The organism is Povalibacter uvarum, from assembly GCF_014202975.1.
Taxonomy (GTDB): Bacteria; Pseudomonadota; Gammaproteobacteria; order Steroidobacterales; family Steroidobacteraceae; genus Steroidobacter; species Steroidobacter uvarum.
Genome location: NZ_JACHHZ010000001.1, coordinates 1439945 through 1452054, shown reverse-complemented (window position 1 = coordinate 1452054; position 12110 = coordinate 1439945). Strand labels below are relative to the sequence as shown.

At 60.2% G+C, this 12110-nt stretch carries 14 protein-coding genes and 1 riboswitch; of the genes, 8 read left to right on the top strand and 6 right to left on the bottom strand.

Features of this window, described 5'->3' with window-relative positions:
• Window position 1 precedes the first annotated feature (1 nt).
• On the top strand, window positions 2–1198 hold the full coding sequence (locus HNQ60_RS06295; RefSeq protein WP_184330117.1) for a DUF6134 family protein: 1197 nt from the start codon (window positions 2–4) through the stop codon (window positions 1196–1198).
• Window positions 1199–1344: 146 nt separating this feature from the next.
• Window positions 1345–1872 carry a fasciclin domain-containing protein gene (locus tag HNQ60_RS06290; protein WP_184330116.1) on the top strand — a complete coding sequence of 176 codons (528 nt, stop codon included), beginning with the start codon at window positions 1345–1347 and terminating at the stop codon, window positions 1870–1872.
• A 509-nt stretch (window positions 1873–2381) separates the two neighbouring features.
• Here the strand turns inward: HNQ60_RS06290 and HNQ60_RS06285 are convergent.
• Window positions 2382–3278 (bottom strand): LysR family transcriptional regulator, encoded by an 897-nt coding sequence (locus HNQ60_RS06285; protein ID WP_184330115.1) that lies wholly within the window; start codon window positions 3276–3278, stop codon window positions 2382–2384.
• Between the two features lie 114 nt (window positions 3279–3392).
• Between HNQ60_RS06285 and HNQ60_RS06280 the strand changes: the two genes are divergently transcribed.
• A complete protein-coding gene (locus HNQ60_RS06280) occupies window positions 3393–4499 on the top strand; it encodes an alpha/beta fold hydrolase (protein ID WP_184330114.1) in 1107 nt (368 codons plus the stop codon).
• Window positions 4500–4542: 43 nt separating this feature from the next.
• Window positions 4543–5694, top strand: a complete 1152-nt coding sequence (locus tag HNQ60_RS06275; protein ID WP_184330113.1) for a (R)-mandelonitrile lyase — start codon at window positions 4543–4545, stop codon at window positions 5692–5694.
• Between the two features lie 234 nt (window positions 5695–5928).
• Here HNQ60_RS06275 and HNQ60_RS06270 read toward each other — a convergent pair whose 3' ends face one another.
• Window positions 5929–6129, bottom strand: a complete 201-nt coding sequence (locus HNQ60_RS06270) for a hypothetical protein (RefSeq protein ID WP_184330112.1) — start codon at window positions 6127–6129, stop codon at window positions 5929–5931.
• A 193-nt stretch (window positions 6130–6322) separates the two neighbouring features.
• On the opposite strand from HNQ60_RS06270, the gene HNQ60_RS06265 reads away from it, so the two are divergent.
• The 3 genes from HNQ60_RS06265 to HNQ60_RS06255 are packed head-to-tail and all read left to right on the top strand — an operon-like array spanning window position 6323 to window position 8057.
• Complete coding sequence (locus HNQ60_RS06265) at window positions 6323–7141, top strand: hypothetical protein (protein ID WP_184330111.1); 819 nt, start codon at window positions 6323–6325, stop codon at window positions 7139–7141.
• Between the two features lie 47 nt (window positions 7142–7188).
• On the top strand, window positions 7189–7524 hold the full coding sequence (locus HNQ60_RS06260; protein ID WP_184330110.1) for a hypothetical protein: 336 nt from the start codon (window positions 7189–7191) through the stop codon (window positions 7522–7524).
• Window positions 7525–7532: 8 nt separating this feature from the next.
• Complete coding sequence (locus HNQ60_RS06255; RefSeq protein ID WP_184330109.1) at window positions 7533–8057, top strand: DUF6933 domain-containing protein; 525 nt, start codon at window positions 7533–7535, stop codon at window positions 8055–8057.
• Window positions 8058–8186: 129 nt separating this feature from the next.
• Here the strand turns inward: HNQ60_RS06255 and HNQ60_RS06250 are convergent, their stop codons facing one another.
• From HNQ60_RS06250 to HNQ60_RS06235, 4 genes are all read right to left on the bottom strand, one after another.
• A complete protein-coding gene (locus HNQ60_RS06250) occupies window positions 8187–9044 on the bottom strand; it encodes a sigma-70 family RNA polymerase sigma factor (RefSeq protein ID WP_184330108.1) in 858 nt (285 codons plus the stop codon).
• A complete protein-coding gene (locus HNQ60_RS06245) occupies window positions 9041–9928 on the bottom strand; it encodes an alpha/beta fold hydrolase (protein ID WP_184330107.1) in 888 nt (295 codons plus the stop codon). Before HNQ60_RS06245 ends, HNQ60_RS06250 begins: the two co-directional genes overlap by 4 nt.
• Before the next feature lie 114 nt (window positions 9929–10042).
• Entirely contained in the window at window positions 10043–10357 is a 315-nt protein-coding gene (locus tag HNQ60_RS06240) for an EthD family reductase (RefSeq protein ID WP_184330106.1), read from the bottom strand.
• Window positions 10358–10411: 54 nt separating this feature from the next.
• On the bottom strand, window positions 10412–10717 hold the full coding sequence (locus HNQ60_RS06235; RefSeq protein ID WP_184330105.1) for a putative quinol monooxygenase: 306 nt from the start codon (window positions 10715–10717) through the stop codon (window positions 10412–10414).
• A gap of 461 nt (window positions 10718–11178) precedes the next feature.
• A riboswitch (cyclic di-GMP riboswitch) is annotated at window positions 11179–11275 on the top strand.
• A 307-nt stretch (window positions 11276–11582) separates the two neighbouring features.
• Here HNQ60_RS06235 and HNQ60_RS06230 point away from each other — a divergent pair.
• A complete protein-coding gene (locus tag HNQ60_RS06230; RefSeq protein ID WP_184330104.1) occupies window positions 11583–12110 on the top strand; it encodes a hypothetical protein in 528 nt (175 codons plus the stop codon).

The following is a 12110-nucleotide window of genomic DNA, read 5'->3' as shown; positions in this document are numbered from 1 at the left end:
CGTGCTGCGCACCGTTTGGAATTTCGTCGCCTATCAGATCGTCTGGTTCGCCTGCGTGCTGAGTGCGGCTCGCGGCGCAGCCTGGATCGGTGTACTGGCCGCAGTCATTGCGATCTGCACGCACCTCGTTCTCGTCCGTGGCGCAAGAGTCGATCTCCTGCTTATCGGAGTTGCTGCAGTCGTCGGCTTTGTCACTGACAGCGTGCTACTGCTTGCCGGTTGCATCTCTTTCGCACCCGCCGCGGCGCTGCCGGGCGGGCAACCTCTATGGATGCTGGCGTTGTGGATGGCGTTTGCTACCACGCTGGGACACTCGATGCGCTGGGTGACTCAGCAGATATGGGCCGCGGCGCTCGTCGGCGCGGTCGGCGGACCGCTTGCCTATTGGGGCGGCGCAAAGCTCGGCGCTTTGACCGTCATCCCGGAGTGGCCTGCGCTGACCGGTATCGGCGTCGCGTGGGCTGTCAGTCTCGCCACGCTGGCGGTGGCCGCGCGCAGATGGCTGCAACCACAGCAGGCTGGGTCGACGGTTACCGATCTCAGTCGGCAAACACCAACCGCACTAGCGGTCGCCTTCGTGCTGGCAGCCGTGCTCGATCCCTCACCGACCCATGCCGCGACGCGCGAGTGGCAATTCGATGTCTTCCTCGATGACAAGCGCATCGGCGAGCACCGATTCGAAATGCACCAGACCGATTCGGTGCGCGAGATCCGCAGCGATGCATCGTTCGACATCCGCTTTCTGTTTATCAACGCGTACCGCTACCGCCACAGTGCCCGCGAACTGTGGGAAGGTAAGTGTCTCGAACGCGTGGACGCGACTACTGATAACAATGGCAAGAAGCTGAGGGTGACAGGGAACCGTCATGACTCCGCGTTCGTCGTCACGAGCACCGCAAGCGGCGATGCCACGAGTATCGCCGCGACGTGCGTCCAGACCTTTGCGTACTGGAATCCTGGGTTTCTGGAAGCCGATCGTCTGCTCAATCCGCAGACCGGCGAGTACCTGACCGTGGACGTTCAGTTCGTCGGTCCCGAAGAGCTGAATGGCGTGGCTGCCAATCGCTACCGGCTGACCGGTACCGACAAGACCGCGCCGCCGCTGCAGATCGATCTCTGGTACTCACAGGCAGGCGACTGGCTCGCGCTGGAATCGCTTGTGACCGAGAAGCGCCGCCTGCGGTACGTGCGGCGCTGATCCTTTCGCGACCGGCGGGGACGAGCCCTGTCTTCGGCAAAAAGCCGCCAGCCTGAATCCAGTCAGCACTTCTCAGCGAACAGTCTGCGGGGAGGCGCTCGCTCGACGCGAGAATTCTCTATTACTTGTCCCGACAGGAGACGGCCATGCCATTTGCCAATCGCTCGCTGCTCGCAGTGTTTCTGTCCACCATCCTGTGCCTCACCGCAGCCCAAGCCGAGGAGCACAGTCCGCGGCCCGAGTTCACAAGACTCACCCGGGTCCATGGAACGATCGTCGATGTCGCAGTCTCGAATCCGGACTTCTCAACGCTGGTCGCCGCGCTGCAGGCAGCCGATTTGGTTTCGACGCTGCAGGGACCAGGGCCATTCACAGTGTTTGCGCCGACCAACAGCGCATTCGCAAAAATCCCGGAGGGGATTCTGAACTTCCTATTGGCTGATCCCGCGGCCTTGACGTCGGTTCTTACGTATCACGTCACTGCCGGCCGCAAGGACCTTCGGTATTCGTTCATTCCGTGGAAACTGAAGACCGTTCAGGGGCAGGTTGTATATGGAGATCGTGACCGCTTCAGCCTGAGCATCAACAACGCGCAGGTACAGGGCCGCGTGATCGTGGCGGACAATGGATTGATCTACGTGATCGACAGCGTTCTGCTGCCGCAGTTCCAGTAGTGATCGCACCAGCGCCGGACTCCGACGCACGAATTGTCCGCCGAGGTGTTCGGCGCTGCTGCGTATGCAAGGAGAGGAACGCTTGTTGAGTACGCGGGAGGAGTTGGCGTTCGAGCCGCGAAAGCCCGCGACAAATGTTAGTTGCGCGTACCGCCCGAGGCAGATAAAAGTGCGTGGAGAGTGGCGTTACCTGGTCACGGTCATAGGAGAGCAGCGCACCTCGCAGCTATATCTGCAATCCGCACTTTCAATTGACGGATCCTGGTGGTCGCACTCATGAGTATGAGCGCCATGTGCTGGAACTCTCGGCGAGCGCGCTCTCAGCCAAGCAGGTAGATACGAGCCTGCCCGGCGTTAGCAATCTCGGCCACCGCAGCCTCGATGGCGTCTCACGGTCATACGCCCCAGTTTCGCGGGGATCGTTCGTCCGTTTATCCAGGAGGTTGCGGGAGTGTTTGCCGCAAACCATCCGCGGCATTGCCGAACTGGCATTGCTCGGCTCTTGGACATCAGCGCCCACGAAACCGCAGAGCGTCAACAAGCAATGCAAATGCCGCCGACAGGTGACGTCGGCTCGGATAGTAGAGGTGGTATCCAGCGAAGGGCGGGCACCAATCCTCGAGCACTCGAATGAGCTTCCCCTTGGTGATGTGGGAAAGCGCGAGATCCTCGGGCATGTAGGCGAGCCCGAGGCCCTGGAGTGCCGAGACGACTCGCAGAGCCGAATTGTTGAAGATCAGCTGCCCTTCAACGCGAACATTGACCTCGCGTCCATTCTTCTCAAGATCCCAGGGGAAGAGACCGCCGTACGTCGGCAGGCGCATGTTGATGCAGTTGTGTGTCGTCAGGTCCTGAGGGGACATGGGGATGTCATGGCGCTCGAAGTACGAAGGTGCACCGACGACCGCCATGCGCATATCGGGTCCGATGCGGACTGCAATCATGTTCTTGGCAACCTGCTCGCCCAATCGCACACCCGCGTCGTAGCGCTCGGCCACGATGTCGGTGAGTCCATAGTCGACGATGATCTCGACTTTGATATCCGGGTACTGCGGCAGAAACTTTCCGAGCGCCGGCTGGAGGACAGTCAGCGCGGCGTGCTCACCGGCAGTGATGCGGATGGTGCCGGCAGGCTTTTCCCGCAGTTCGTTCAACGACGCCAATGCAGATTCGATTTCATCGAAGCGCGGCGCTATGGCGCTCAGCAGCCTTTCGCCCGCTTCCGTCGGCGCAACGCTGCGCGTCGTTCTTGTCAGCAGGCGCAGCCCGAGACGTGTTTCCAGCGCACGAATCGTCTGACTCAAGGCCGACTGTGAAACGCCCAACTTTGCGGCGGCCTTCGTAAAGCTGCGCTCCTTGGCCACGGAGGCGAACGATGCCAGGTCGTTGAAGTTTTCAATCGGCATTGATTAGTCCACCTTATGACTGCATGCCGATTAGAGCACCTTATCGTTTAGTGCGGGGAGTCCTATAGTGCTCCGGTCGATAACCTCAATGAGCGCCTCCCGGGGTGTGACCGCATGAGTATCAGATCGCATTTTTCGGCACACAGGGTCCTCATTACCGCAGGCATCCTGGTCGCGGCTTGTGTTTCGCCGGTCAAGTCGCCTCAGGCGCAGAGCTTGGGCGAGCTCCAGACTTCCAGCACGCCATTGGTGCTGAAGGCACAAGGCAGCTTCTTTGTGGGCGGCGAGAAGGTCGAACAAACGAAGGGCGAACTCGGCAACCTGGGTCCCGGCGGACACATCACCGTCAATCAGATGTATGTGCGCTATATGGTGCCGCAGCAGGGCGGCAATCTTCCGATGGTGCTCGTCCACGGAGCCACGCTGACAGGCAAGACGTGGGAGACCACGCCGGACGGTCGCATGGGGTGGGATGAGTACTTCGTGCGCAAAGGCTATCCGGTCTACATACCGGATCAGGTCGGGCGTGGGCGATCAGGCTTCAACCAGGGGCCCTTCAATAATGTGCGTGCAGGCGCCGCCACGCCTGCCAGCCAACCGGAACTGTTTCGCTTCAGCGATGAGAACGTGTGGACGAATTTTCGCTTTGGTCCGAAGCCTGGCGTCGCGTTCGACGACAACCAATTTCCTGTTGCAGCCCTTGACGAACTGTCGAAGCAGGCGGTACCCGACCTCAACCGCGGGCTACCAACGCCGACACCGACGATCAAAGCGCTTTCGTCTCTCGCCACACAGCTGAACGGTGCGGTCCTCGTGGGTCACTCGCAGTCGGGCTCGTTCCCGCTGGCCGCGGCGCTCCTCGATCCGAAAGTTACCAAGGCGCTGGTGCTCGTGGAGCCCGGGACATGTCCGGCGAACTACACAGATGATCAGGTCAAGGCATTGGCAACAGTGCCGGTCCTCGTCGTCTTTGGCGATCATCGGACCAATCCGACCGGGCTTCCGACGCTGCCGACATGGCAGGCGCGATTCGAGGAATGCCAGAAACTCATCGAGCGACTCAAGACCGCTGGCGGTGACGCTCAGATGCTGGACCCGGCGGATCGCGGCATCCGTGGCAACACGCACATGATCATGCAGGACAGGAACAGCCTGCAGATTGCGGATCTGATTCTGCAGTGGCTCAGTGAGCGCGCCGGCAAGCAAGGCGCGAGGCAATAGCGATAGGGCATTCAACCTGGATGTGATCGTGGGAGATTTGTCGATGAAACTCATGACTGCGACAGCCGTCGCCGCAATCCTCGCGAGCGCAGTAGCGGAAGCACAGGAGCGTCCTTCTGTTGCGCCCAAGAACATGCAGGCGATTGCGCCGGCGCTTGCCAACTACACGGACGATGTCTTGTTCGGTGACGTGTGGTTGCGGCCGGAGCTGGCGCCCCGGGACCGAAGTCTCGTCACCGTGTCCGTTCTCATCTCGACAGGCAAGACGGCCCAGCTCAAGGGACATCTGAATCGTGCACTCACCAATGGCGTCAAACATACCGAGGTTGCCGCAGTCGTCACGCACCTTGCCTTCTACTCGGGGTGGCCCAACGCAGTGTCAGCGCTCAATGTGGTGGAGGAAGTATTCGGGGAGCGGAAGATTGAGATCGCGGCACCGGAGCCGCCACGCAAGGTACATGCAACGCCCAGCGGTGAACGCGAGCGCGTCTCCGGTGCTGCAAAGCTCACTCAACTCATCAATGACGTAGTGGTCGCGGATCTATGGCGGAGTCCCGATCTGAGCCCACGTGATCGCAGCCTCGTCACGATCGCTGCGCTGGCTGCGAATGGCGATGACGCAGCGCTTGAGCTCCAAATTCGCCGTGGCCTGGACAATGGCCTGTCTACCATCCAGATCGACGAGGCACTCACTCATCTTGCTTTCTACGCAGGTCTGCCCAAGGCCACAACCGCGGTTGAGGTCGCAGGCAAAGTCTTCGGTAGCCGACCTACCGGGAAGACAGGCGATGCGCCCCGGCTCTCCGTGTTCGAACCGAACACCGAGCCCCGCGCTGCTCCTGTGAGCAATTTCACAGGGGAGGTTTCCCTTGCATCCTCGTTCAAGGGTACCGGCGACTCGCGCATCGGTGGCGCGACCGTCACCTTCCAGCCAGGCGCCCGCACGCATTGGCACGTCCACCCGATTGGTCAGCTTCTGGTGGTGACCGACGGGGAGGGCTGGGTGCAAGCTGAGGGAGAACCGGTTCGCGCGGTCAAGAAAGGAGATGTCGTATGGACCGCTCCAGGCGTCAAGCATTGGCATGGAGCTAAGCCGACACAGGCCATGACCCACGTGGCGGCTTCCGAAACGTCGGCGGGAAGTACGGTCAGGTGGCTCGAGCCCGTAACGAGCGGCCAGTATCGCGAGCGCTGAGCGTTCTCGCGCTCGGCTCCGTGCGGGGAAGCGTCAACTGGCTGCCACCTGCTTTAGATAGGAAACTGCCCCGTCCGAAGGTGTGGCCAACGCATGACCGGACGCTGTAGGCGCACGCGAGTTTCACTGCAACGCTCGGGCGGTGAGACTCAGAAACTTCAGCACGCAAGGCCTGCTTGCAGTATCGCTGCTCGCTGTCTCGCTGTGTGGGCAAGCCACTGACGCGATGCTCAATCACCAGGTCGCGTCGAACGCGATGTCCACGTCTCGGTTATCGGAATTCGCACTGCTGCCGCCGATCATCGCGGCGATCGAGCGCGGTGAGTTCGGCAGCACCGCTGAAGATAAACGCAGGGCTACCACCGGCGCGACAAATTTCTTTGCGCCGTTTCCAGGAGGGAACGGCAGGTCGTGCGCGACGTGCCACAATCCCAATGACGGGTACTCGCTCTCACCGCATACCGTTGAAGCACGCTGGCGTCGATTGCAGGAGGCACCTCGCACTGACCCTCGTGCTGATGATCCGCTGTTTCGCAACATCGACGCGGATGATGGGAAGGACGACTACACGCTGCTGCGAACGCGAGCGCTCATCAAAGTACGTGTTCCGCTGCCGCCGCGTGTTCGCTTGACCGATGCGCCGAACGCCACGCATGTCACCGTTTCACGGGCCGTACCTGCGTTGAGCGGACTCCAGTTCACAGCGCCGTACCAACAGGATCGCACCATTGCGACGCTTGAGGAGCAGGCGAGGGCAGCGCTCAAGGCTCACATGCAATCAAGCGTCGAGCCGACCCCAGAGTTTTTGGAAAGCATTGCTTACTTCGAGCGCCAGCTGTTCGCCAATGCGGGCGCACGGCGAGTGGCTGCCGCCCTTGTGGAGGGTCTCGCAGCGCCGGAGGTGGATCCACCTCTCACGGCACTCGAGAAGCAGGGCAAGGAAAAATTCGAACTCTTTTGTGGGAAGTGCCATGGAGGTGCTGCGCAAGTGAAGAACCTGGAGAACCGAATCTTTCCGCCATTCGATGGCACCACCAATCCCGTCTCCATCAACGTCGGTGTGTCAAATCCGTTGCCGAGCGGAATGACGAGTGAGATCCATGGCATCGGGTTCGATCTGCCGACTCAGCGCTTCACGATTGACCTTCCGGCAGGTGGCAGTGTGCAGCTCCTTTCAAGCGACCCTGGCACGGTACTCACTGACGTTCACGCACTGGAGACGGTTGGTGGCAATCAGGTCTTCAACCGCTTTGACATCCCGCAGTTGCGCGGCATCAACGATACCGCGCCGTATTTCCATGATCACAGGGCGCAGTCGCTGGAGGATGTGGTTCGGCACTATCAGCGGTTCTTCGCCTTCATCAACGAAGTTCGCGGCTTTCCGCTTCCGAAAATACCGGACGAGGATGTCGACCCCATGGTCGCGTACATGCGCAAAGTCTTCTGAGGTGAAGGTTATGCCATACACCGTATCTGGAACTCGACCTGGACGCATTGCCGGCGCTGGAAGACGGCCTTGAAATGCTGGTCGGGCTGACGGATGGCGCCATTCACGAAGGCAACGCGGTGGCGGTCTTGCAGGCCGGTCACGAAGTGCTACGCCAGCGGGTGGTGCATAAGTTGTTGATAGACTGGTCGCCGCAGCAGATCAGTGGCTGGCTAAAGGTTGCGTATCCCGATGATGAGACGATGCGCGTATCCCACGAAACGATCTATCGCAGCCTGGTTCTCCGGGGGGGGGGGCGGCTGCCAAATGAAGGTGGCCCAACAAATTGCTCCACGCGTGCGAAGACGCACGCGCGTGAGCAATGGCGTTGGGCTTCGAACTGAGAGGAAGAATGGTCGTACTACGAGCGACGCAGAAGGTGCTGAGGTTGCTGCCAGATATCGCTGGCGATCCTGCGGCTTCCTCGGCAGCACTCGGAGATTGGTACGTCAATCGCATCGTGATCGACCGGCGGCCGTTGTTGCTGCTTGTAAGTTCGGCTTCGCGCCTCGCCATTGTTGCGGCCGCGAGAGATGTCAAGGAATTGCCGCAGCGCTTGGCGGTGCTAGTTGAAGGGCGTATTCAACGCCTAGGAATTGAGGCAGCAGCACTGGTCTCGGAAGTCCAGGCTTCGACCCTTGTGCGTATCGGAAAGACCGTTGATCGTTCGGTAACCGGTCAGATGGTCGACTTCGCCAAAGCGATTCCTTACTACTTGCCAGAGCGGGAATGGGGCGAAGCGGATCTGGAGTTCGTGGAAAACAGGCTGGCGGAAACCCCATGTCGGGCGGGCGGTTCATTCAAAGACGTCATCTTTCCAAGAGAGACTGCAATCCGTCTTTTGGAAAGCCACTGGAGTAGGCGTGTCAGACACTAGCGCGGCATGAGAGATACACGATATGAATGCGGAAGGAACTACCGTTGAACGCCCCGGGGTGGGTATGGGTGATCTCCATTTTTCTCGGGATGTCTGCGGGGTGGTCGCTCATAACTCGCCCACCACCGTTTAGCCCAACCGCACCCAATCTACGGCTTCGAGCGCATAAGGAGCGAACAGGAAATCGCGGATCGCGATGATCTGGTCTGACCGCCAGTCGATCAGGACAAAATGCGCAGGTCGTTCCATCGGGCCGGTACTGTCGAAGACCAACATTGCCGGTTTCCCTTCAATCGCACCGAAGGAGAACCGCCACTTCTTCACTTCCGCATAGCGCGTGAAATAGTGGCCAATCTTGTCGCGGCCTTCGAGCTGGAGCCGGTTGACCAGATCAAGCTTCACGTCATCGGCAAGCATGGCGCGAATCGCATCGAAATCGCCGACCTGAAACAGATGAACATAGTCCGCAATCTTCTTGCGGGCCACATCGGACATCAGCGGCAGCCGCGGGTCATCGGAGGCCTGCGCGAGTTGCCGCAGTGCTACGCGACCGCGTTGAAGCGCTGATTTGGCGGCGGCAGGCGTGCATTCGGCGATGCTCGCGATCTCGTCCACCGAATGGCCCAGCACATCCTTGAGGATCACCGCGCAGCGCTGAAGTTCAGGTAGCTGCAGGAATGTCTGAACGCCGACCGCGACAATGTCAGCCTCGGGTATTGGTGCCGCTTCGGTGTCTGCAGTAAGCGGAACGATCGGGTTCCGGGACTTGCCGCGCAGGAAGTCGAGGCTCGCATGATGGGCGATTCGAAGCAGCCAACCCTCGAAGTTGTCCACCTTTGTGCCGTCGGCCTGCGCGCGCAGGGCCTTGACCAGTGCGTCCTGCAACACATCCTCGCCGTCGACCGCCGAGCCTGTCATGCGTGCGCAGTAGCGGTGAAGGCGTGGCCGGAATGCTTTCAGACGATTCTCGAATTCGTCTGTGTTCATGTGTCGAGACCAGCAGAGCGACGGCGATCGTCAGTCGCCGAAATTCCAATGAGAATTTTCGACAGGGCGGCCGGTTGTGACAGAAATGGCGAGTGGCTGCTTTCCAATGTGTGGATAGTTGTCTTGCCGCCGATGGCGCCGTCAACCGTCGCAATCATGTGATCCTGGCCGGCCAACGGAATCGCGCGATCCTGTGTGCAGCGGATGTAGTGGCGCGGCACCGCGCCGAATCTTCCAGGCGTGATTGCCGATGGAGTTACGGCGCCGACCGGTTCATCGCAATGAAGTTGCGACGTTGCCAGCGCGAAATCCGACTCCGACACGTCGCCGTAAAACGTGGCTTTGAGCCGCGATCTGTAAGCGTCGTCGGATGATCCAGTGTTGATCCTCGTCGCGCCGGTGGCGGCGGGGTTGCCCACGAACAGCCCGGGCCCTAGAGACGAAGACATGGTCTCGTGCTGGAGCATCTCGAACACCTGCATGCCGTTCGGCAGCATGAACCCACTAAGATACACGACAGCGAAGAGCAGCTCTGGAACTTGCTCGGCGACGGCTGAAATCGTCAGCCCGCCGGCCGAGTGACCGACCAGGATGACTTTGCCGTCGCCGAGCGACGCAGCTTCTCTTACCAAAGAGACTACCGCTTGCGTCCGTTCCTCCTGCGTAACGCCTGCGACGGGTGACCGCTCGGCGGCGAACACAGCGGGGTCGAATGGGCGAAGGTTGAGCGACTTTGGCGCGATTGCATTTAACCCGGCGCCGGGAAGGTCGATCGTTAAAGCCGCGAAGCCCTGAGCTTCAAGCATGGGTACGACCTTGTCCCACGTCGAATGATTGTGCCAACCACCGTGGACCAGGACAAAAGCTGCTTTGGATATGGACATCGTCGATCCTTCTTCGTTCGTATTACGGTCTTTCCGACCCGCGTCAGCCGCAGCCGGCCGTTTCGCCGTCATTTGCCGCTCTCGCCCACCGAGGCGATCGAAGGTGGACGGGGTTCAAACTTCCCGGTCCTCAAAAAGGAACATTTGAACGCCCGTGTCGTTGGGCGCATAGACTTGACGGTCCGCTGCGGCTGCTTGTCCTTCCGGGCTTTCGAATGCTCTTTTCATCGCCGCAAGGTCGTCGAAATGCACCGTCCCTATCAAATAGACGTCGGTCGATCCGGCGAGTACTGCGACAGGGCCGTAACTGATTTCGTATTTCCTGAGACCCGGAAGTTTCTTGGCGAGCGGTATGTGTACGTCGAAATAGTGTCGGTCGAATGCTTCGACGTCCTTCGGCGTGCGGTAAATTACTACCATTCGAGCCATCGTGATTCTCCAGTTGCTGCTCGAGTGAGGGAAGCTCACTTGTCTGGCCCGTCCTCACGGGCTTTCGCTTAGCACAGTCGCGCCCACAATCGAGTCGACGCTCGCCAATTCCAGGATCTTGGGGAAACAGGCTTTCATGCGCGGGTCGTCACGCATCGCCTCGAAGGCGGCGGGTGTCTCCCACTCGGAGCAGATGACGACTGTCGCGCCGTCTGCGGCGACGATCAGTCGGCTCGTTTTCCAGCCGTCGAGGTTGCGGACCACTGTGTCGATGTTTTGCTTCAAGAGCGCGATCAGCGCTTCCTGCTTCTTCGGTTCGACCTTCAGGACATTGATGAGGACGACAGGTTTTCTGGGCATGGGGGTGATCCATTTACTAGGGACGCACCAAGGACGAAACAGAGGGTGGAAACGGATCGGGAGGGTGGAAATATCCAGCACCTGCCGATGACGACCTGAGCGTGTGCGAGAGAGGCCGCCCGCAGGAACCCGATGATCTGCTCCTCGGTGTATCGCTTCTTCTTCACGTCCAACCTCCTCACTTGGGGTCGGACTCTAATCACCGTGCTACTGAAAAGTGGGGGGACGTCGGCATGACATAAGCAGTTCGGCTCTATACATAAACCGGAGAAGCCTGTGCGAACAAGCAGAGTCCGTCTTCGGTGTGTTGCCGTGTCAACGCCTCGGGAGATTCCTGACGCCGCGAGTCAATTATGGAAAATGGTCGAGAAAAAATGCGACGCACCCCACATCTTCGCCGCAATTGTGAGACGTGATTCACAACTTCCTGGCTGATCTTGCGAGCAAAGTCCGCCTCGATTTAGCGACAAGGGCAAAGCCATCGAAAGGTGGCGACGCAAAGTCTCCGGTCTAACGAGCTGCTCGACTCGGGCACTCCACGATAGCGGGACCGCCGGAATCGACGTCCGACTCGAAGTCGGGCTACCTCGATCCCACGCGCAAGCGTGCCCTGTGAATGGAGGTGGCTGATGACTCGACGGAGCATGATTGCGAACACACGCACGCCGGTGCGGTGTTCGACACACGGCGCACTTGCTGCAACGGCAATGACGCCGAACCCAGTGGCCGAGCCCACTCTGTGGGCGCTGGCAGCCACGCATGCCGGCCCCATCCATGGCGGATGCGCATCGGCCTCTACCTCCTGGCGCGGTATCCCTGGCTCTCACTGAGCCGAATCTTTTCCGTCACTCAACGGACGACCAACATGCGAAAGATTTCCTGGACCTTGTCGTTCAGCACCCTCGGTGCGCTCTGGTTTTCCGTGAGCTGCGCTGACGACAGCTATCGCGCGCAGATGAAGGGCCTCGATGAGCAGGTGCAGGAGATCAAGTCCGACGTGCTCAGCATCGATGCGGAGCTGCGACGTCTCGAAGAGAAGCTCCTGTATCCCTCGAACACGCACGTCGCATTGTTCATCGCGCTTGCCAAGGACGATTCGCTGCGGGTCGATGCGGTCCAGATCCAGATCGACGGCAAGCTGGCCGCCCACTACATCTACAGCTTCAAAGAGCTCGAGGCGCTGCAGAAGGGCGGTGTCCAGCGAATCTACACGGGCAACCTGCCGACTGGTTCGCACCGGCTCGACGTCTCCGTGATCGGCAAGCTCGACGGCGGCAAAGACTACGCGCAGACGCAGAGCTTCGCGCTGGACAAGGGCATCGAGCCGAAGCTGCTCGGCATCACGCTCGCCGGACCGGCTTCGGGCAAGTCCATCGCCGTCTCGGATTGGTAA